This is a genomic window from Streptomyces sp. NPDC060064, assembly GCF_042736455.1.
GTDB lineage: Bacteria > Actinomycetota > Actinomycetes > Streptomycetales > Streptomycetaceae > Streptomyces.
Genome location: NZ_JBHWWF010000008.1, coordinates 1 through 20582, shown reverse-complemented (window position 1 = coordinate 20582; position 20582 = coordinate 1). Strand labels below are relative to the sequence as shown.

Genomic DNA, 20582 nt, shown 5'->3' with positions numbered 1-20582 from the left:
CAATGCGCGAAGGCGCACACCCGGGGCGGAACGCCCCATACCCGGCACAACTAATGTTTGCCGAGGCCACCGTGGCCGCCATTGGTCGCGCTGAACGCAAACTACAACGACGGTGACGATGTTCCAAGATTTTGAGCCGGAAGCCACCCGCCGTAACGCCGGGGACTCGGAGAGCAGCCGCGCCAGCCGCGGCTGGTGGGACCGGAACGCCGACGAGTACCAGACCGAACACGGAGCGTTCCTGGGGGACGACCGTTTCGTGTGGGGGCCGGAGGGTCTCGACGAGGCGGAGGCCGGTCTGCTGGGGCCCGCAGGGTCGCTGAAGGGACTCTCCGTTCTCGAGATCGGCGCGGGCGCGGCGCAGTGCTCACGCTGGCTGGCCGCACAGGGCGCGCGCCCGGTGGCCCTGGACCTCTCCCACCGGCAGCTCCAGCACGCGCTTCGGATCGGCGACAGTGCCGGCCACGTACCGCTGGTGGAAGCGGACGCGGGGGCGCTGCCGTTCCGGGACGGCTCCTTCGACCTGGCGTGCTCGGCCTACGGCGCGGTTCCGTTCGTGGCCGAGCCGGTGAAGGTCTTCCAGGAGGTACGGCGTGTACTGCGGCCGGGCGGGCGGTGGGTCTTCTCGGTGACGCACCCGATTCGCTGGGCCTTCCCCGACGAGCCGGGGCCCGAGGGGCTCTCGGTGGCCGCTTCGTACTTCGACCGCACTCCGTACGTCGAACAGGACGAGCGGGGGCGCGCGGTATACGTCGAGCACCACAGGACGCTCGGCGACCGGATCCGGGACGTGGTGGCGGGAGGCTTCCGGCTGGTGGACCTGGTCGAGCCGGAGTGGCCGGCCTGGAACAGCCAGGAGTGGGGTGGCTGGTCCCCGCTGCGCGGACATCTGATCCCGGGGACTGCAATCTTCGTCTGCGAGCGCGACTGAGGTCATCGGCCGAGCCTGTGGAACGAACTCTGGCAATGAGCTTGTGGAACGAGCTCGCGGAATGAGCTTGTGCACCGAGCTCGCGGAATGAGCTTGTGCACCGGGCTTGCGTCAGGGCCTGCGCCAGGACCATCTGAATCAGCTCCCCCGGCATCTTGCGAGACTGGGGCGGTGATCCGCGAAGACGTCCTCGCCGGCCTGCCCGTACAGAGCGCCGTGCCCGCGCTCAGGCATGCGCTCGACACGCACGGCTGCGCGGTGCTGTGCGCGCCGCCCGGGACCGGCAAGACCACGCTCGTACCGCTGGTGCTGTCCGGGCTGGTGGGTGGCGGTCCTGTGCGGCGTGTGGTGGTCGCCGAGCCGCGGCGGATCGCGGCGCGGGCCGCGGCGCGGCGGATGGCGTGGCTGCTCGGCGAGCAGGTCGGCGGGAAGGTCGGTTTCACCGTGCGCGGGGAGCGGGTGGTGGGGCGCGGGACGGTGGTGGAGGTCGTGACCACCGGCGTGCTGCTGCAGCGGCTGCAGCGCGACCAGGAACTGGCCGGGGTCGATGCGGTGATCCTCGACGAGTGCCACGAGCGGCATCTGGACGCGGACACGGTGGCCGCGTTCCTGCTGGACGTACGGGCCGCGTTGCGGCCGGAGCTGCGGCTGGTCGCGGCCTCGGCGACCACGGACGCACAGGGCTGGGCGCGGCTGCTCGGCGATGCGCCGGTGGTGGAGGCGGCCGGGGTCGCGCATCCGGTGGAGGTGGTCTGGGCGCCGCCGGCGCGGCCCGTACGGCCGCCGCACGGGATGCGGGTCGATCCGGCGCTGCTGACCCATGTGGCCTCGGTGGTGCGGCGGGCGCTGGCCGAACGCGCGGGCGATGTGCTGTGCTTTCTGCCCGGAGTGGGTGAAATCGGCCGGGTCGCGAGCCAGTTGGCGGATGTGGGCGCGGAGGTGCTCCAGGTCCACGGGCGGGCGCCGGCCGCGGTGCAGGACGCGGTACTCGCGGGCTCTTCAGGGGTACGGAGGGTGGTGCTGGCCACCTCGGTCGCGGAATCGAGCCTGACGGTGCCGGGCGTGCGGGTCGTCGTGGACGCGGGTCTGGCGCGCGAGCCGCGTACCGATCACGCGCGGGGCCTGAGCGCGCTGACCACGGTGCGGACCTCGCAGGCGGCGGCGCGGCAGCGGGCGGGGCGGGCCGGCCGCGAGGCGCCGGGCACGGTGTACCGCTGTTGGACCGAGGCGGAGGACGCCCGGCTGACGCGGTTCCCGTCGCCCGAGATCAAGGTCGCCGACCTGGCTGCGTTCGCGCTGCAGGCGGCGTGCTGGGGCGATCCGACGGCCTCCGGCCTGGCGCTGCTCGACCCGCCTCCGGCCGGTGCGCTGGCCGCGGCGCGTTCGGTTCTTGCCGTGGTCGGCGCGGTGGACACGGCAGGCCGGGCGACCGAACGGGGCGTACGGATGGCCCGCCTTGGCCTGCATCCGCGGCTGGCGCGGGCGCTGCTGGACGGCGCACAAGAGGTGGGCACGCGCCGGGCCGCGGAGGTGGTCGCACTGCTCAGCGAGGAGCCACCGCGGGAGTACGGCGACGACCTGGCCACGGCCTGGCGCACGGCGCGCCGTGGCGGCGACGCGTATGCGGGGCGCTGGAGGGCGGAGGCGGGGCGGCTGGAGTCGTCGCTGTCCGTTCGCCACCCCGCGTCGTCCCGCAACCGGGGCTCCGCCCCGCACCCCGCGCCGCAATCCCCGGCGGGGCCTGGTTCCGACGACGCCGTCGCCGGGCTCGTCGCGGCGCTCGCGTTTCCCGAGCGGGTGGCCCGGGCCCGGGGCGAAGGGGCGTTCCTGATGGCCTCCGGGACCGGGGGCGAGCTCGTCGCCGGGTCGCGGCTGCGCAGCGCGCCCTGGCTCGCCGTCGCTGTCGCGGACCGGCCCGCGCATGCCGCCTCGGCGCGGGTACGGCTCGCCGCCGTCATCGACGAGGACACGGCGCGTACGGCCGCATCGCATCTGCTCGTCGCAGGCGAGGAGGTCCACTGGGAGAACGGCGATGTCGTCGCCCGCGAGGTGGAGCGGCTCGGGGCCGTCGAGCTCTCCGCGCGCGCACTGAAGGACCCGGACCCCGCTCTCGTACGCGAAGCCCTGCTCGAGGGGCTACGGCGCGAGGGGCTCCGGCTGCTGCGCTGGACGCGGGAGGCGGAGGGGCTGCGCGAGCGGCTCGCCTTTCTGCACCGGGAGCTGGACGCGCCCTGGCCGGATGTGTCGGACGCCGCGCTGCTGGACCGCACCGATGAGTGGCTGGAGCCGGAGCTGTCCAGGGCCCGGCGGCGGGCCGATCTCGGACGTATCCAGGCCGGCCAGTCGCTGCAGCGACTGCTGCCCTGGGCGAGCGGCGACGCGGCCCGGCTCGACGAGCTGGCGCCGGAGCGGATCGAGGTGCCGAGCGGCTCCCGGATCCGGGTGGAGTACGGCGGGGCCCAGCCGGTCCTGGCCGTGAAGCTCCAGGAGCTGTTCGGGCTGCGCGAGACGCCCACGGTCTCGGGCGTGCCGGTGCTGGTGCATCTACTCTCCCCCGCCGGGCGGCCGGCGGCGGTCACCGCGGACCTGGCGTCCTTCTGGAAGGACGGATACCGGTCCGTACGGGCGGAGTTGCGCGGTCGCTATCCCAAGCATCCCTGGCCCGAGGACCCGTCGACGGCCGAGCCGACCCGGCACACCAAGGCGCGGCTCAGCAGGGAAGCCGGAAGCTGACCCGGAAGCCGACCCGGAGCTGACCCGGAGCTGACCCGGAGCTCAGTCGGAGCTGTTCCGAAGAGCATTCCTGAGCTGATTCGGATGCCGGCGGGTCGGGGCGCAGTGGGCCGTCAGGCAGGGACCGGCTCCGGCTCGCGCTCCACGGCCGGGGCCTGCGGCCGGCGCCCGCGGGCCTCGAGGACCAGCGCGAGTGCCAGCAGTCCACCGCTCAGGACCAGGAAGCCCCATGGCAGGTACGAGGTCATCAGCAGCACCAACTGCCGCTGGGACTTGACCAGTTCGACGGTGGAGTCCACATAGTCCGGGCGCATCTTCACATGCCCGGCGAATGCGGTGACCTTGTCCCGGCCGCCCAGCAGCGTGCCGCCGCGCAGCTCCTCACGGTGGATCTCCTCGCCGTTCACGGGACCGCCGGTGACCGGGTCGACCCAGAACATCCGCTTGGTGGTATACCAGCGGGTGGTGCCGGTCTGCTTCTCCAGCGTGGTCGCGTCGATGCCGGGGATCGGCATCTTCTTCGGGTACGGCACCTTGGTCCACGGGATGGTCTGCTCGAAGTAGTAGACGTCGAGCCCGCGGAACTTCTGCGTCCCTTTGTAATGAATGGGCGCGGACGTACGCGCCTGGGCGTCGAAATACTGGTAGTCCCGCTTCTCGGCGAGGAACGGCCACTTGAACTCGATGCCCTCGCGCCGCACCGCGTCGCCGTCGACCATTTCGCCGGTGGCGTGCACGGGCGCCTGGCTGTGCGCGTCGAAGATGTAGCGCTCGGGGATCTGGGAGACCATCTTGCCGTCGGGGCCCTGGACGTAGGAGAGCGAGTCCCAGACGACGACGTCACGGCCGGCGCTGCGCTCGATCTTCTCGGACTCCTCCACATTGCCCTTGAGGGTCTGCACGATGGTGACCTTCTCGACCTGCTTCGCCTGCAGGGAGCCGTAGTCGAGCAGGGTCGCGGGCTTCGCCTCCAGCACCATCTCCTGGTACTGGCTGGGCGGAATCTTCACCAGCCTCGGGAAGGCGTACCAGCGCAGCAGCGGTGAGAGCGTGGCGAAGAAGACGGCGAAGGCGAGGAGTACGAGGCCGGCTCTGCGGCGCATGGTCCGGCCCTCCTACTTCTTGGGGCCGGGGACGGTGGTCAGCAGCGGCTCGGGCGAGGTCTCGCCGGGAGGTGCGCCGATCGCCGTGATGGTGAGGACGAGGGCGAAGGCGGCGGCCAGTCCGATGGCGGCTGCGACGAGGGCGCGCATGCTCGGCCTCCCGGGGAACTCGGATCCATTCCGGATCTGATAGAGCGTCAGGGCGGGGGCACCGTAGCAATCCAGCCGCGAGATGAGAACACGTTGCACCACCGACACATGGCACCGCCCCCCTGCCCTGTGGCGGCAGAGGGGCGGTGCGGAAGTGCTGAATGGCTGGTCGGACGGCCGGTCGGGCCCTCGGGTCAGGCAGCCGGTGCGGCGACCTTGAGCTCGATGGTCACGGTCGCGCCGCCGGCGGTGGTGAGGCGGAGCAGGAAGGTGCCCGTCGCGTCGTCCGCGTAGATCTTCGGGAGCTTCAGGACTCCGTTGGCGTCGGTCTTCAGCTCGGTGAGCGTGCGGACCGTCTTGCCGTCGGCGTCCTTGAAGTACGGACCCTTGTCGTTGACCACCGGCTTGTCCGCCGGGTTGTCCGCCGGGTTGTCCGCGGCAGTGATCATAGTGGCGGTCACCGCCACACCCGAGGCGATGGCGCCCTTGTAGGTGGCCTTGACCTCGACGGCGTCTGCGAACTCGGTTCCGGGGGCTGCGGTCAGAACCTTGTCGTCGGTCCTGGCGATCGCGTCCGCGGCCCGCGCGGTGACGGTCGCGGTGAAGTCGACGACGGGCACCCGCGGGCCCACCACCTTGGCCCGGACCGTGAACGTGCCGGTCTTCTCACCTGCCTGGAGGGTCGGCGCCGCGACCGTTCCGTCCGCGCCGGTGTGGAGGACGACGCTCTTCTTCCCGCCGGCGAAAACGGCATCCGTGTCGCCGACGATCTCGAAGCCCACGGCCTGCAGCGGGACGGTCCGGCCTGCGGCGTTCTTCACCCGCACCGTGGGCCGCGCCGTGAACTCGTGGCCGGCCATGGCGGCCAGCTCGGCGGTGCCCGCGTCCTCGAGACGGGTGACGGGCGACGGGCTCGGCGGCGGCGTCGGCTTCGGCGTGGGGGGCGGGGTCGGGCTCGGGCTGGGCTTTCCGCCCGTGCCGCCACCCGGCTTCGACGGTGAGGGAGCCGGGGTCGGGCGGGTGCTGCCGGGAGTGGACGGAGTCGGCGTGGGGGTCGGAATGGGGCCCGAGCTGTCGGGAAGGTCGCCGACCGGCAGCACACCGGTGCCGTCCGGAACCCCGTGGGTGCCGCGCTTGTAGAAATCGAACCAGGACAGGACCGTACTCAGATATTCCTGCGAGTGGTTGTAGCCGAGGATCGCGCGGTCGAGGTCGGCCTTGAGCGCCAGGTCGCGGCCGTCGGCGCAGAGATAGCGTCCCGCGGCGAGCGCGGCGTCGTAGATGTTGTTGGGGTCCCTGCGTCCGTCACTGTTGGCATCCTCGCCCCACTTTTCCCAGGTGGAGGGGATGAACTGCATCGGGCCGACCGCGCGGTCGTGCGTCGCGTCGCCGTCGTAGGCGCCTTTGTCGGTGTCCGAGATGTTCGCGAAGCCGACGCCGTTGAGGACCGGCCCGAGGATCGGGGAGAACGTGGTGCCGTTGGCGTCGACCTTGCCGCCGCGCGCCTGTCCCGACTCCACCTTGCCGATCGCGGCGAGCAGCTGCCACGGGACGTGGCAGCCGGGGTCCGAGCCCGCGATGGTCTGCTCGGCCTGCTTGTACGCCGCGAGTACGGTGGCCGGAATGCCCGCTTCGGCTGTACCTGTCGCGGGCAGATCGATCGAAGTGGCCGGTTTGTCAGGTGTGTTCAGCGGCGGAAGGTCGGTGTAGTACGGGGAGTTGCCGGTGACCGGAGTGCCGGGGGGCGGGGTCGCATCGGACGCTTCCCGACTGCCGCCCGCGGTGGCGTGCGTGGCGCCGGGCGCCCCGGAGGCGGAGAGCGCGGCCACGGCAACCGCGGCAACCGCGGTCGTCGTCGCTCCCTTGCGCAGTCGGCGGCCGAATTGCGCTGCCATACGTCTTTTCCTCCCCGTCGGCGACTGTTCGCGCTCCCCAGCGCGCACTCACGTGACCCTACGACACCTACGGGCCCCGGAACACCGGACCTTGACCGTTTTTCACCCTTCCGCTACCTCCCGGTCGCCCGGGATTCCCGGTCAGCAACTTCACGCATACTGGGCGCCATTGATCGACGACGGTCCAGGGGGACACCATGCCGTTCACGCTGAGCCATGCCGCGGCGGTGTTGCCGGGCATCAGGAGAGACGGGACCGCGCGCGGACCGCTCGTCGCGTCCGCGCTCGTCACCGGCTCGTTCGCCCCCGACATGACCTACTTTGCGGACACCGCGATCCCGGGCGCCATGGAGTTCGGCGAAGTGACGCACTCGGTGGCCGGAATCCTCACGGTGGACGCGCTGATCGCCGCGGCGCTGGCGGGGCTGTGGCTTCTGCTGCGCGAGCCGCTGCTTGCCCTGGTGCCGTACGCGTGGCGCGGCAGGGCCCACGCCTTCGTCCGGGGAGAGGACTGGCGTGGGCGTGGACTCCCGGCGCTCGCGGCCCTGTTCTATGTCTCGGCGGTCCTCGGATCGACCACCCATGTGGTGTGGGACAGCTTCACGCATCTGGACCGCTGGGGCATGAAGGTCTTCCCGTTGCTCGGCGAGATCGTCGCCGGCTTCCCGATGTATCTCTACTTCCAGTACGGCGGCTCCGCGCTCGCCCTGCTTGCCCTCGGCTGGTTCACCGGGTCCGCCCTGCGCCGGCAGTCCCGCTCGGAGGCGCCCGCCTCCCTCCCCGTACTGCACGGGCGGGAGCGATGGTGGGCCTGGGCGCTGCTGGCGGGGTGCGTGGCGGCCGGGGTCGTGCACCGGTGCCTGCGCTTTTACGCGTACTGGGGGGAGATCCGCACGCCGCTCGACATCATCCCGACGGCGTGCTTCGGGGCGGGCGCAGGGCTCGCCCTGGGGCTGGTGCTGTACGCCGTGGGGGTACGGCTGCGGCACCGCTCGCGCACGGACACCCCCGGTTCCGTGCTGCCGCCGGTGCGTTCCGGCAGGGGATCAGGCTGATCCCGCGCCGGAACGCACACGGTCGGGGTCAGTGCGCGGCGGACTCCCAGTCGGGGCCGACGCCGACCGAGACATCCAGCGGTGCGCGCAGGGACACGGCCGAGGACATCTCCCGGCGGACCAGCTCTTCCACCCGGTCGCGCTCGCCCGGCGAGACCTCCAGGACGATTTCGTCGTGGACCTGGAGCAGCAGCCGGGAGGAGAGCTTCGCCTCGCTCAGCGCCCGGTCCACGTTCAGCATCGCGATCTTGACGATGTCCGCGGCCGTGCCCTGGATCGGGGCATTGAGCGCCATACGCTCGGCGGCCTCGCGGCGCTGGCGGTTGTCGCTGTTGAGATCCGGGAGATAGCGGCGCCGGCCGAGCATCGTCTCCGTGTATCCCGTGGCGCGTGCCTCGTCGACGACGCGGCGCAGATAGTCGCGGACTCCGCCGAACCGCTCGAAGTAGGTGTCCATCAGGCCGCGCGCCTCGGCCGCCTCGATGTTCAGCTGCTGGGAGAGGCCGAACGCCGAGAGGCCGTACGCCAGTCCGTAGGACATGGCCTTGATCTTGCGGCGCATCTCCGCGTCGACCGCGGACCGCTCCACGGCGAACACCTGGGAGGCGACGGTGGTGTGCAGATCCTCACCGGAGGCGAACGCCTCCAGCAGGCCTTCGTCCTCCGACAGATGCGCCATCACGCGCAGCTCGATCTGGCTGTAGTCGGCGGTCATCAGCGACTCGAAGCCCTCGCCGACGACAAAGCCGTGGCGGATGGCGCGGCCCTCGTCCGTACGCACCGGCACATTCTGCAGATTCGGGTCGGTGGAGGAGAGCCGGCCGGTCGCGGCCACGATCTGGCTGAAGCTGGTGTGGATACGGCCGTCGGCCGCGATCGTCTTGATCAGGCCCTCGACGGTGGAACGCAGCCGGGCCTGTTCACGGTGGCGCAGCATGATGACCGGCAGCTCGTGCTCGGTCTGGCCGGCCAGCCAGGCCAGCGCGTCCGCGTCGGTGGTGTAACCGGTCTTGGTCTTCTTGGTCTTGGGGAGATTCAGCTCACCGAAGAAGACCTCCTGCAGCTGCTTGGGCGAGCCGAGGTTGAACTCGTGCCCGACGGCGGCGTGCGCCTCCTTCACGGCCTGCTGCACGGCACCCGCGAACTGCTGCTCCATGGCCTCCAGATGGGAGCGGTCGGCGGCGATGCCGTGCCGCTCCATGCGGGCCAGCAGCTCGGAAGTGGGCAGCTCGACGTCGTGCAGCAGGTCGGCCGCACCGACCTCGATCAGCCGCGCGGTGAACGCCTCACCGAGGTCGAGGACCGCGCGGGCCTGCGCCATCAGGGCGTCGGCCTCGGCCTGTTCGTCCGAGCCGAAGGCGAGCTGGCCGTCGGCGGCGGCCGGGGCGAGCTCACGGCCCAGATACTCGACGGCGAGCGCGTCCAGCGCGAAGGAGCGGCGGCCGGGCTTGACCAGATAGGCGGCGAGCGCGGTGTCCATGGTGACGCCGTCGACGCTCCAGCCGTGCTCGGGGAAGACCCGCATCGCGCCCTTGGCGTTGTGCATGACCTTCGGCCGGCCGGCATCCGCGATCCAGTCGGCGAAGGCCCGCTCGTCGGCCTCGTTCAGCTGGGTGGTGTCGAACCAGGCGGCAGGTCCCGCGGCCGTGGCGAGCGCGATCTCGGCGACGCTGCCGGTGCCCAGCCCCCAGGTGTCGACGGTGGCCACGCCGAGCGGCTGCCTGCCGTGCTGCTCGAGCCAGGGGGCGAGCTCGCCGGTGGAGAGCGCCGTGCCGTCCAGCTCGACGGCGGCGGCGGGGGCCGGGGCCTCCTCTTCCTCGGCGCCCGGGTCGACCGCGAGGAGCCGCTCGCGCAGGCTCGGGTTCCGGATCTCCAGGACCTCCAGGAACCCCTTCAGCGCGGTCCTGTCGTACGGCGCGCGCTTGAGGTCGTCGACGGCCTTCGGCAGCTCCACGTCCCGCACCAGCTCGGTGAGGTGGCGGTTGAGCTTGACGGAGTCCAGGTGGTCGCGGAGGGCCTGTCCGACCTTGCCCTTGACCTCGTCGGCGCGCTCCATCAGCTCCGCGAACGAACCGAACTGGCTGATCCACTTCGTGGCGGTCTTCTCACCGACACCCGGGATGCCCGGCAGGTTGTCCGAGGGGTCGCCCCGCAGGGCGGCGAAGTCCGGGTACTGCTGAGGCGTGAGGCCGTACTTCTCCTCGACCTTCTCCGGGGTGAAGCGGGTCAGCTCGGAGACGCCCTTGGTGGGGTAGAGCACGGTGGTGTGCTCGCTGACCAGCTGGAAGGAGTCGCGGTCACCGGTGACGATCAGCACTTCGAAGCCGGCGGCCTCGGCCTGGGTGGCGAGGGTGGCGATGATGTCGTCCGCCTCGAAGCCGTCCACCGCGAAGCGCACGGCGTTCATGGTGTCCAGGAGCTCGCCGATCAGCTCGACCTGGCCCTTGAACTCGTCCGGGGTCTTGGAGCGGTTCGCCTTGTACTCGGGGAAGTCCTGCGAGCGCCACGTCTTGCGCGAGACGTCGAACGCCACCGCGAAATGCGTGGGCGACTCGTCGCGCAGCGTGTTCGCCAGCATCGACGCGAAGCCGTAGATGGCGTTGGTCGGCTGACCGGTCGCGGTCGTGAAATTCTCCGCGGGCAGCGCGAAGAACGCCCGGTACGCCAAGGAGTGCCCGTCCATGAGGAGCAGGCGCGGTCGGTTGTCTGGGGTCTTCTTCGATGCCGTCTCAGCCACGGCCACGATCCTGCCACGTACCACTGACATTCCCGACCGTGGCAGGATCGGGGCACACAGCACGCCGCAGGCTCGAAGGAGAGCGCGATGGCCAGCAAGCCTCCCATTGGTGACCCGGTCCAGGACGCGCCGCAGGTCGCGGCCCCGCATCAGGCGGCGGCCGGTCTTCCCGCCATCGGGCACACCCTGCGCATCGCCCAGCAGCAGATGGGAGTGCGCCGCACGGCGCAGACCCTGCTCAAGGTCAATCAGAAGGACGGCTTCGACTGTCCGGGCTGCGCCTGGCCCGAGGGCGACAAGCGGCACATGGCGGAGTTCTGCGAGAACGGCGCGAAGGCGGTCGCCGAGGAGGCGACGCTGCGCCGGGTCACGCCGGACTTCTTCGCCGCGCATCCCGTCGCGGACCTCGCCTCGCGCAGTGGGTACTGGCTGGGGCAGCAGGGCCGTATCACGCAGCCGATGTACCTGCCGGAAGGCGCCGACCAATACGAGGCGGTGACCTGGGAGCGAGCCTTCGCGATCATCGCGGAGGAGCTCACGGCGCTGGCATCGCCCGACGAGGCGCTCTTCTACACCTCGGGCCGCACCAGCAACGAAGCGGCGTTCCTGTTCCAGCTCTTCGCCCGCGAATTCGGCACCAACAATCTTCCCGACTGCTCGAACATGTGCCACGAGTCCTCCGGCTCGGCGCTCACCGAGACGATCGGCATCGGCAAGGGCAGCGTCTCGCTGGAGGACATCCACGAGGCGGACCTGATCATCGTCGCCGGGCAGAACCCCGGCACCAACCATCCCCGGATGCTCTCGGCCCTGGAGAAGGCCAAAGCGGCGGGCGCGAAGATCATTTCGGTGAATCCGCTGCCCGAGGCCGGCCTCGGGCGGTTCAAGAACCCGCAGACCCCGCGGGGCATGATCAAGGGCGTCGCGGTCAACGACCTCTTCCTGCAGATCCGCATCGGCGGCGACCAGGCACTCTTCCGGCTGCTGAACAAGCTCATCCTCGAGACGGACGGGGCCGTCGACGAGGCGTTCGTACGCGAACACACCCATGGCTACGAGGAGTTCGCGGCCGCGGCCCGTGCCGCCGACTGGGACGAGACCCTCGTCGCGACCGGCCTCGAACGCGCCGTGATCGAGCAGACGCTCGCGATGGTCCTGGCGTCGAAGCGCACCATCGTCTGCTGGGCGATGGGCCTGACCCAGCACAAGCACGCCGTGCCGACCATCCGTGAGGTGGTCAACTTCCTTCTGCTGCGCGGCAACATCGGCCGCCCGGGCGCCGGCGTCTGCCCCGTGCGCGGGCACTCCAATGTCCAGGGCGACCGCACCATGGGCATCTTCGAGCGGCCCGCCCCGGCCTTCCTGGACGCCCTGGAGAAGGAGTTCGGCTTCGCTCCGCCGCGTCACCACGGCTTCGACGTCGTACGGTCCATTCAGGCGCTGCGCGACGGGGAGGCGAAGGTCTTCTTCGCCATGGGCGGCAATTTCGTCGGCGCGACGCCGGACACCGAAGTGACCGAGGCCGCGATGCGCAAGGCCCGCCTCACGGTGCATGTATCGACGAAGCTGAACCGCTCGCACGCCGTCACCGGCACCAGGGCGCTGATCCTGCCCACCCTCGGCCGTACCGACAAGGACATACAGGCGGGGGGCAAACAGTTCGTGACCGTCGAGGACTCGATGGGCATGGTGCACGCCTCCCGCGGCAATCTCCCCCCGGCGAGCCCCCATCTGCTGTCCGAGCCGGCCATCGTGGCCCGGATGGCGCGTGCGGTGCTCGGCCCCGGCTCGGTCACGCCCTGGGAGGACTTCGAGAAGGACTACGGCTCCATCCGCGACCGCATCGCGCGCGTGGTGCCCGGCTTCGAGGACTTCAACGCCAGGATCGCCCGCCCCGGCGGCTTCACGCTCCCCCACGCACCGCGCGACGAGCGCCGCTTCCCCACGGCCACCGGCAAGGCCAATTTCACCGCCGCACCCGTTGAGTTTCCCGAGCTGCCCGCGGGTCGGCTGCTGCTGCAGACGCTGCGCTCGCACGACCAGTACAACACCACGATCTACGGCCTCGACGACCGCTACCGCGGCATCAAGGGCGGCCGCCGGGTCGTCATGGTGAACCCCGAGGACGCGCGGGAACTGGGCCTGGCGGACGGCTCGTACACCGATCTCGTCAGCGAGTGGAAGGACGGCGTCGAACGCCGTGCCCCCGGTTTCCGGGTGGTGCACTACCCCACCGCGCGTGGCTGCGCGGCCGCGTACTACCCGGAGACCAATGTGCTGGTGCCGCTGGACTCCACGGCGGACACCAGCAACACCCCGGCGAGCAAGTCCGTGGTGGTCCGGTTCGAGCGCGGGGCGTGAGGCACGACGGCTGAGGGACGGGGAACGACGACTGAAGAGCGGGGAATGAGGCATCCCGTCTAAGCGTTCGCTCAGGCATCTGATAAGACGGTGCACACAGCACGCAACGTACTGACGATCGGAGCCGGGCCCCATGGGCGAGCAGACCAATGTGAAATTCCCGCAAGAGGTCATCGACGAATACGCCGCGCTCGGGGTCGATCTGCCCGCGCTCTTCTCCGCCGGCCATCTGGGCGAGCGCATGGGCGTGCAGATCGTCGAGGCCTCGGCCGAGCGCGTCGTCGGGACGATGCCCGTCGAGGGCAACACCCAGCCCTACGGACTGCTGCACGGCGGCGCGTCCGCCGTGCTGGCCGAGACCCTCGGCTCGGTCGGCTCGATGCTGCACGGCGGGACCTCCAAGATCGCCGTCGGTGTGGACCTCAACTGCACCCACCACCGCGGCGTCCGCTCCGGCCTCGTCACCGGAGTCGCGACACCGGTGCATCGCGGCCGCTCCACCGCCACGTACGAGATCGTCATCACCGACGAGCAGGACAAGCGGGTCTGCACGGCCCGGCTGACCTGTCTGCTGCGCGACACCGGCGGGCCGGCCGGGGCCGGCAGCTGATCCTCCGCAGACTTGTTGTGTCACCGATCGTGACGGCTTAGCGTGCCCCCATGGGGACCAAGCCGCACATCTCGGTCGGGTACGCCACCTACGCACTTCTGGTCACGCTTGCTGTCGCGGGCTGCACGGAATCCTCCTCGTCCGGGCAGCCCGCCACGTCAACACCTGTACCGCAGAAGTCCTCACCTGCCGATATATGCACAAGTCTCGTTTCCTACTGGGCGAAAGAGACACTCAAGGGCAGCAAGTGGTCAGGAATCGACTGGGAGCAGAAGGGGCTGTCCAACGAGCAGTACGCCATCCATGAGGAGATCGTCGCCGCGGCCCGTGCCGAGGAAAAGCGCCAAGGCCGTGTCGCGGCCCTCGCCTTGATCGATGTCCAGGCCCGGCAGAAGTGCGCTGCCCAGAACGGCGCGACCGGCAGCTCGGAGAACTGGCGTCCGCCGAAACCAGCGGCGTCATCGGACCGGTAGAACCGTCCACCGGAGGTCCACGCACCGAGTCCCCCGAGATCACCTGCAACGCCAACACCGATTACCGGACGGCTCGTTGGCCTCGTCCCGCGCTCGCCGCCGCTGCGGCCACCGCTCCGGTCCTCGCCACGGCACAGCTCGTCCCGCACCGGCCCGAGCCGAACCCGGGCTCGCACCCGGACCCCCGCCCGGGCTCGTCACGCGTATCGCGTACGACGGGCCGATCGGCCAACCGGACGTCCACGCCCGCGTCTTCACACCGCGCCTTCGGCTCGCCATCGCCTGCGGATCACCGATCACCGATCACCGATCATCGATCACCGATTACCGATTACGCATCCACCGGCCATGTCACCACGACGTGGACCAGCGTCCGACCGGCCCCGCCCTTCGCCATACGCCCTGGTACGACCCGCAACATCACTGTTCAGGCCACGGCGCGAAGCCGCACGGGGATCCCCCCGCGACATGAAACTGGCCTTCCGCGATGTAACGCTACGTAACAATGACGTAATCAAGATTCCGGGCTCCGTTCTCAACCGGGCCCACGCCGCCGATCTCGCCGGGGCTCTCCACGCCCCCTCTCGGCCATCGACACCAAGATCAACTCAATCCCCTTAGCGGAACTGCACGTTCTCACCATGTGGTCAAAACTCCGGGACGCCGAAAGCCCGATCTGTCCACAGTCCCACCACGGAGCCTTGGCCTCGGCATAACAAGAACGTCACATCCTGCCGCCCTGCCTCCCTGACCCCGCCACCTCCGCTTAGAGTCACCGCCAGTCACCGCGCCGCCGGGCGCATCACAGCACGGCCGTGTACCCCCCAGTACGGCCCGGCGACCAAACGGCACCTCAGGAGAGGTGCCGCGCCAGGGAAAGGATTTATCGTGCGAAAGCGTTCCTTGCTCATCCTCACCACCGTGGTCACCACGGGAGCACTCACACTCTCCGCCTGCGGTTCGCGCGACGACAGCAAGGGGACCGACAGCGGCAACAAGACCACTGTGGTCATCGGCGTCGACGCACCGCTGACCGGCTCGCTGTCCGCACTGGGCCAGGGAATCAAGAACTCCGTGGACCTCGCCGTCAAGACCGCGAACAAGAACAACGAAGTCCCCGGCATTGAATTCAAGGTCGAATCCTACGACGACCAGGCAGTTCCTGCCTCCGGTCAGGCCAACGCCACCAAGCTCGTAGGCAACAAGGACGTTCTGGGTGTAGTCGGCCCGCTGAACTCCGGCGTCTCGCAGTCGATGCAGGGCGTCTTCAACACGGCGAACCTCACGCAGGTCTCTCCGGCCAACACCAACCCGTCGCTGACCCAGGGCGACAAGTGGGGCCAGGGCGAGAAGAAGCGTACGTTCAAGACGTACTTCCGCACCGCCACCACGGACGTCGTCCAGGGCAAGTTCGCCGCCCAGTACCTGTACAACGACGCCAAGAAGAAGAAGGTCTACGTCGTCGACGACAAGCAGACCTACGGCGCCGGCCTCGCCGCGATCTTCTCCGACGAGTTCAAGCGTCTCGGCGGCACCATCGCCGGCACCGACCACGTCACGGTGAAGGAGACCGACTTCTCCAGCACCGCCGACAAGGTCAAGTCCTCCGGTGCGGACTCGGTCTACTTCGGTGGCCAGTACCCCGAGGGCGGTCTCCTCTCCGACCAGGTCAAGAAGGCCGGAGCGAAGATCCCCACCATGGGTGGCGACGGTATCTACGACCCCGCCTTCATCAAGGCCTCCGGTGTGGCGAACGACGGCGACCTCGCGACGTCCGTCGGCTACCCGGTCGAGAAGCTCCCGACCGCCAAGAAGTTCATCGACGACTACAAGGCGGGCGGCTACAAGGACCCGTACGCGGCGTACGGCGGCTACTCGTACGACGCCGCCTGGGCCGTCATCCAGGCCGTCAAGTCTGTCGTCGCCGCCAACGACGGCAAGGTGCCGGCCGACGCCCGCGCCAAGGTCACCGAGGCCATGTCCAAGGTCTCCTTCGACGGTGTGACCGGCAAGGTCGCCTTCGACGAGTTCGGTGACACCACGAACAAGCAGCTCACTGTCTACTCCGTCAAGGGCAGCGACTGGGCGGACGTCAAGAGCGCCACGTTCAAGGACTGATCCACCGCATTGCCCCGCACCAAATGAACCAGACCGCGCGAGGGCGCAACAAGCGCCCTCGCGCGGTGTCATATCCGACACGCTCATCGGAGGCCCTGCGGTGAACGAACTGCCGCAACAGCTGGCCAACGGCCTTGCCCTCGGTGCCCTTTATGGCCTCATCGCCATCGGGTACACCATGGTCTACGGCATCGTCCAGCTCATCAACTTCGCCCACGGCGAGATCTTCATGATCGGGGGCTTCGGCGCCCTCACCACCTATACCTGGCTCCCCAGCGGAACCTCACTTCTGGTGGCGATACCCCTCATGATCATCGGCGGCGCAATAGCCTCCGTCGCCGTCGCCACCGCCGCGGAACGCTTCGCCTACCGGCCGCTGCGCAGTGCGCCACGGCTTGCCCCGCTGATCACCGCGATCGGCCTTTCCATCGCCCTGCAGCAGCTTGTCTGGGGCTTCTACCCGGACGCCAAGAAGGCCGTGAGCTTCCCGGAGTTCACGGGTGAGTCCTTCAACGTCCTGGACAACCTGTCGATCCAGCGCGCCGACGCCTTCGTCCTCGTCCTCGCCCCGCTGTGCATGCTCGGCCTCGGCTTCTTCGTCTCGAAGAGCCGCAGCGGCCGCGCCATGCAGGCCACCGCGCAGGACCCGGACACCGCCAAGCTGATGGGCATCAACACCGACCGCATCATCGTGATGGCCTTCGCCATCGGCGCCGCGTTCGCCGCGGTCGCGGCGGTCGCCTACGGCCTCGACAAGGGCCAGATCAACTTCGAGATGGGCTTCATCCTCGGACTGAAGGCGTTCACCGCCGCAGTCCTCGGAGGCATCGGCAACATCTACGGCGCCATGGTCGGCGGCGTGGTCCTGGGCCTCGCGGAATCCCTGTCGATCGCCTACATCGAAGAGATCCCCGGCATGCAGCAGCTCGGCGGCGGCGCCTGGTCCAACGTCTGGGCTTTCGTACTCCTCATCGTCGTGCTTCTCGTCAGGCCACAGGGTCTGCTCGGTGAGCGCGTCGCGGATCGGGCGTGAGAACCATGACCACCGACACCACCAAGACGGCCGACGCCGCCATCCCGGCGGACAGCGCCTCCCGCGTCACCGCGCTCCGCTGGCTCACCGCGGTCGGCGGCCTCGCCACCATCGTCAGCACCTTCCTGTCCTGGACGTACACCAGCAAGTTCCCCGGAGACCTCACCGTCTACGGGTACCCCGGCGGTCTGCAGGTCCTCACCCTGGTGATGGGCCTGGTCATCGTCCTGTACGCGCTGGCTTCGCTGGGCATCAAGGGGCTGGGCTGGCTCGCGCCGGCCGGCACCACCAAGGCCCTGAAGCTGCTGGCCCTCGGCGCCTTCGGCACCACCTGGTTCGCCGTGATCGCCATCGCCGTCGAGCTCGGCGGTGTGATCAACCTCGAGCCCGGCGGCTACGTCGCCGCCGTGGCCTCCGCGATCCCTGTCGCCACGGCGTTCATGCTGCCGGACGACAGCCGCGAGGTCTCCCGGCCCAAGGCCCTCCCCTCCTGGGCCGAGATCCTGATCATCGTCGGCTCCTTCGGCGTCGGCATGTACGTGATCACCTACGGCATCGACACCGAGTACGCCGAGCTGTTCACCGGCTACCTCATCGCCGCCGGCTTCGCCGTCGCCGGGCTCTTCAAGGCCGGCCTCGTCGGGCGGCTCTCGGCGCTCACCGCCAAGTACCGCCAGGTGACGCTCATCGCCGCGTTCGTCGCGGCCGCGGCGTTCCCGTTCACGCAGAACACCGACACGTACACGCTCATCGCGGTCAACATCCTCATCTTCGCGACCGTCGCCCTGGGCCTGAACATCGTCGTCGGTCTCGCGGGTCTCCTCGACCTCGGATACGTCGCCTTCCTCGGCGTCGGCGCGTACACCGCGGCCCTCGTCTCCGGGACCACGGCGTCCGCGTTCGACGTGCAGTTCCCGTTCTGGGCCGCCGTCCTCACCGGCGCCGCCGTCTCGCTGATCTTCGGCGTCGTCATCGGCGCTCCGACCCTGCGACTGCGCGGCGACTACCTCGCCATCGTCACCCTCGGCTTCGGTGAGATCTTCCGTATCACCGTGGGCAACCTCGACGGCGTATCGGGACCGCAGATCACCAACGGCCCGAACGGCATCCCGAACATCCCGGACCTCGTGTTCTTCGGGTTCAACTTCGGCGAGCCGCACACGGTCCTGGGCTTCGAGCTCGGCAGCTACGCCAACTACTACCTGCTGATGCTGCTCGCGATGATCCTGGTCATCCTGGTCTTCAGCCGGGCGGGCAGCTCCCGTATCGGCCGGGCCTGGGTCGCCATCCGCGAGGACGAGACCGCCGCAACCGCCATGGGCATCAACGGCTTCAGGGTCAAGCTCATCGCCTTCGCCCTCGGTGCCACTCTGGCCGGCCTCGCCGGCACGGTGCAGGCTCACGTCCAGCACACCGTGGTCCCCGAGATGTACCAGTTCGCCGGCCCCGTCCCGCCCAACTCCGCCTTCCTGCTGGCGGCCGTCATCCTCGGCGGCATGGGCACCATCAGCGGACCACTGGTCGGCGCCACGCTGCTCTACATGATCCCGGCGAAGCTGCAGTTCCTCCAGGACTACCAGCTCCTCGGCTTCGGCATCGCGCTGATCCTGCTGATGCGCTTCCGTCCTGAGGGCCTCATCGCCAACCGCCGCGCCCAGCTCGAATTCCACGAGACCGACCAACTCGACGTCCCGGACAAGGGCCTTCCGGACTCCGGCGTCGGCATCGCCAAGGCGGGGGCGTGAAGGACATGACGACCACCACCACGAACACCACGACCGAGACCGTGCTGGACGCCAGCGGAGTCACCATGCGCTTCGGCGGCCTCACCGCCGTGCGCTCGGTCGACCTCACGGTCCGGGCGGGCGAGATCGTCGGCCTCATCGGTCCCAACGGCGCGGGCAAGACCACCTTCTTCAACTGCCTCACCGGTCTGTACGTCCCCACCGAGGGCAAGGTCACCTACAAGGGCACCGTCCTGCCGCCCAAGCCCCACCTCGTCACCAAGGCAGGCGTCGCCCGGACCTTCCAGAACATCCGGCTCTTCGCCAACATGACGGTCCTGGAGAACGTCCTCGTCGGACGCCACACCCGGACCAAGGAGGGCCTCTGGTCCGCCCTGCTGCGCGGCCCCGGCTTCAAGAAGGCCGAAGCCGCCTCGCACGAGCGGGCCATGGAGCTGCTGGAGTTCATCGGTCTGGCGCACAAGGCCGATCACCTCGCCCGCAACCTCCCCTACGGCGAGCAGCGCAAGCTCGAAATCGCACGAGCCCTGGCCAGCGAGCCCGGCCTGCTGCTCCTCGACGAGCCCACCGCCGGAATGAACCCGCAGGAGACCCGGGTCACCGAAGAACTCATCTTCGCCATCCGGGACCAGGGCATCGCCGTTCTCGTCATCGAGCACGACATGCGCTTCATCTTCAATCTGTGCGACCGCGTCGCCTGCCTGGTCCAGGGCGAGAAGCTCGTCGAGGGGACGGCCGCGGTCGTCCAGGGTGACGAGCGCGTCGTCGCCGCCTACCTCGGTACGCCCTTCGAAGGCGCACCGGGCGCAGCTGAGGTCGCCGAAGTCGAGGCGGCTGAAGCACAGAGCACCACCAGCACGGAAGGGGAAACCCAGTGACCGCTCTGCTCGAGGTCGAAGACCTCAGGGTCGCCTACGGCAAGATCGAAGCCGTCAAGGGCATCTCCTTCAGCGTCGAGGCCGGCCAGGTCGTCACCCTCATCGGCACCAACGGTGCGGGCAAGACCACCACCCTGCGGACGCTGTCCGGGCTCCTCAAGCCCTCCGGCGGCCGGATCATCTTCGACGGCAAGCCGCTCAGCGGCGTTCCGGCCCACAAGATCGTCTCGCTGGGCCTGGCCCACTCCCCCGAGGGACGGCACATCTTCCCGCGGCTGACGATCGCCGAAAACCTCCAGCTCGGTGCCTTCCTGCGCACCGACAAGGCGGGCATCGAGAAGGACATCCAGCGCGCCTACGACCTCTTCCCGATCCTGGGAGAGCGCAGGAAGCAGGCGTCCGGCACCCTCTCGGGCGGCGAGCAGCAGATGCTGGCGATGGGCCGTGCGCTCATGTCGCAGCCGAAGCTGCTGATGCTGGACGAGCCGTCGATGGGTCTCTCCCCGATCATGATGCAGAAGATCATGGAGACCATCGTCGAGCTGAAGTCCCAGGGCACCACCATCCTGCTCGTCGAGCAGAACGCCCAGGCCGCCCTCTCGCTGGCCGACCACGGCCATGTGATGGAGGTCGGCGAGATCAAGCTGACGGGCACCGGCCAGGACCTGCTGCACGACGAGAACGTCCGCAAGACGTACCTCGGCGAGGACTGAGCCGTACGCATACGGAGAGGCCCGCACCCCGAGCTCGGGGTGCGGGC

15 protein-coding genes are annotated in these 20582 nt (G+C 69.5%); 11 read left to right on the top strand and 4 right to left on the bottom strand.

Annotated features, from left to right (window positions below; translation table 11 throughout):
• Positions 1-118 precede the first annotated feature (118 nt).
• Both ACFWDI_RS12240 and hrpB read left to right on the top strand, forming a co-directional pair.
• Positions 119-931 carry a class I SAM-dependent methyltransferase gene (locus ACFWDI_RS12240; protein ID WP_385303308.1) on the top strand — a complete coding sequence of 271 codons (813 nt, stop codon included), beginning with the start codon at positions 119-121 and terminating at the stop codon, positions 929-931.
• 171 nt (positions 932-1102) lie between these two features.
• Positions 1103-3664, top strand: a complete 2562-nt coding sequence (gene hrpB, locus ACFWDI_RS12235; protein WP_385303306.1) for an ATP-dependent helicase HrpB — start codon at positions 1103-1105, stop codon at positions 3662-3664.
• Between the two features lie 113 nt (positions 3665-3777).
• Here the strand turns inward: hrpB and ACFWDI_RS12230 are convergent, their stop codons facing one another.
• The 3 genes from ACFWDI_RS12230 to ACFWDI_RS12220 all read right to left on the bottom strand — a co-directional run bounded on the left by ACFWDI_RS12230 (position 3778) and on the right by ACFWDI_RS12220 (position 6812).
• Positions 3778-4767 carry a DUF3068 domain-containing protein gene (locus tag ACFWDI_RS12230; protein ID WP_385303305.1) on the bottom strand — a complete coding sequence of 330 codons (990 nt, stop codon included), beginning with the start codon at positions 4765-4767 and terminating at the stop codon, positions 3778-3780.
• 12 nt (positions 4768-4779) lie between these two features.
• Positions 4780-4917 carry an SPW_0924 family protein gene (locus tag ACFWDI_RS12225; protein WP_385303303.1) on the bottom strand — a complete coding sequence of 46 codons (138 nt, stop codon included), beginning with the start codon at positions 4915-4917 and terminating at the stop codon, positions 4780-4782.
• Positions 4918-5111: 194 nt separating this feature from the next.
• Complete coding sequence (locus ACFWDI_RS12220; protein WP_385303302.1) at positions 5112-6812, bottom strand: lytic murein transglycosylase; 1701 nt, start codon at positions 6810-6812, stop codon at positions 5112-5114.
• Positions 6813-7009: 197 nt separating this feature from the next.
• Between ACFWDI_RS12220 and ACFWDI_RS12215 the strand changes: the two genes are divergently transcribed.
• Positions 7010-7867 (top strand): DUF4184 family protein, encoded by an 858-nt coding sequence (locus ACFWDI_RS12215; RefSeq protein ID WP_385303300.1) that lies wholly within the window; start codon positions 7010-7012, stop codon positions 7865-7867.
• Positions 7868-7895: 28 nt separating this feature from the next.
• Here ACFWDI_RS12215 and polA read toward each other — a convergent pair whose 3' ends face one another.
• Positions 7896-10604 (bottom strand): DNA polymerase I, encoded by a 2709-nt coding sequence (gene polA / locus ACFWDI_RS12210; protein ID WP_385303298.1) that lies wholly within the window; start codon positions 10602-10604, stop codon positions 7896-7898.
• A gap of 87 nt (positions 10605-10691) precedes the next feature.
• Between polA and ACFWDI_RS12205 the strand changes: the two genes are divergently transcribed.
• From ACFWDI_RS12205 to ACFWDI_RS12170, 8 genes are all read left to right on the top strand, one after another.
• Complete coding sequence (locus ACFWDI_RS12205) at positions 10692-12965, top strand: FdhF/YdeP family oxidoreductase (RefSeq protein WP_385303296.1); 2274 nt, start codon at positions 10692-10694, stop codon at positions 12963-12965.
• A gap of 133 nt (positions 12966-13098) precedes the next feature.
• The gene (locus ACFWDI_RS12200; protein ID WP_385303294.1) at positions 13099-13575 is read left to right on the top strand and encodes a PaaI family thioesterase; all 477 of its coding nucleotides are present in this window, start codon (positions 13099-13101) and stop codon (positions 13573-13575) included.
• 50 nt (positions 13576-13625) lie between these two features.
• On the top strand, positions 13626-14048 hold the full coding sequence (locus ACFWDI_RS12195) for a hypothetical protein (RefSeq protein WP_385303292.1): 423 nt from the start codon (positions 13626-13628) through the stop codon (positions 14046-14048).
• Positions 14049-14936: 888 nt separating this feature from the next.
• Positions 14937-16166, top strand: a complete 1230-nt coding sequence (locus ACFWDI_RS12190; RefSeq protein ID WP_385303290.1) for a branched-chain amino acid ABC transporter substrate-binding protein — start codon at positions 14937-14939, stop codon at positions 16164-16166.
• Positions 16167-16266: 100 nt separating this feature from the next.
• Positions 16267-17199 carry a branched-chain amino acid ABC transporter permease gene (locus ACFWDI_RS12185; protein WP_385303288.1) on the top strand — a complete coding sequence of 311 codons (933 nt, stop codon included), beginning with the start codon at positions 16267-16269 and terminating at the stop codon, positions 17197-17199.
• Between the two features lie 5 nt (positions 17200-17204).
• Positions 17205-18944 (top strand): branched-chain amino acid ABC transporter permease, encoded by a 1740-nt coding sequence (locus ACFWDI_RS12180; protein ID WP_385303579.1) that lies wholly within the window; start codon positions 17205-17207, stop codon positions 18942-18944.
• A gap of 5 nt (positions 18945-18949) precedes the next feature.
• Positions 18950-19822 carry an ABC transporter ATP-binding protein gene (locus ACFWDI_RS12175; protein ID WP_385303578.1) on the top strand — a complete coding sequence of 291 codons (873 nt, stop codon included), beginning with the start codon at positions 18950-18952 and terminating at the stop codon, positions 19820-19822.
• Entirely contained in the window at positions 19819-20535 is a 717-nt protein-coding gene (locus ACFWDI_RS12170; protein ID WP_327322933.1) for an ABC transporter ATP-binding protein, read from the top strand. The genes ACFWDI_RS12175 and ACFWDI_RS12170 overlap by 4 nt, the downstream gene beginning before the upstream one ends.
• Positions 20536-20582 lie beyond the last annotated feature (47 nt).

Bases quoted from the DNA above. Each gene is read 5' to 3' on its own strand.
- ACFWDI_RS12240 (WP_385303308.1), top strand. From the start codon at position 119: ATGTTCCAAGATTTTGAGCCGGAAGCCACCCGCCGTAACGCCGGGGAC.
- ACFWDI_RS12230 (WP_385303305.1), bottom strand. From the start codon at position 4,767: ATGCGCCGCAGAGCCGGCCTCGTACTCCTCGCCTTCGCCGTCTTCTTC.
- ACFWDI_RS12225 (WP_385303303.1), bottom strand. From the start codon at position 4,917: ATGCGCGCCCTCGTCGCAGCCGCCATCGGACTGGCCGCCGCCTTCGCC.
- ACFWDI_RS12220 (WP_385303302.1), bottom strand. From the start codon at position 6,812: ATGGCAGCGCAATTCGGCCGCCGACTGCGCAAGGGAGCGACGACGACC.
- ACFWDI_RS12215 (WP_385303300.1), top strand. From the start codon at position 7,010: ATGCCGTTCACGCTGAGCCATGCCGCGGCGGTGTTGCCGGGCATCAGG.
- ACFWDI_RS12205 (WP_385303296.1), top strand. From the start codon at position 10,692: ATGGCCAGCAAGCCTCCCATTGGTGACCCGGTCCAGGACGCGCCGCAG.
- ACFWDI_RS12200 (WP_385303294.1), top strand. From the start codon at position 13,099: ATGGGCGAGCAGACCAATGTGAAATTCCCGCAAGAGGTCATCGACGAA.
- ACFWDI_RS12195 (WP_385303292.1), top strand. From the start codon at position 13,626: ATGGGGACCAAGCCGCACATCTCGGTCGGGTACGCCACCTACGCACTT.
- ACFWDI_RS12180 (WP_385303579.1), top strand. From the start codon at position 17,205: ATGACCACCGACACCACCAAGACGGCCGACGCCGCCATCCCGGCGGAC.
- ACFWDI_RS12175 (WP_385303578.1), top strand. From the start codon at position 18,950: ATGACGACCACCACCACGAACACCACGACCGAGACCGTGCTGGACGCC.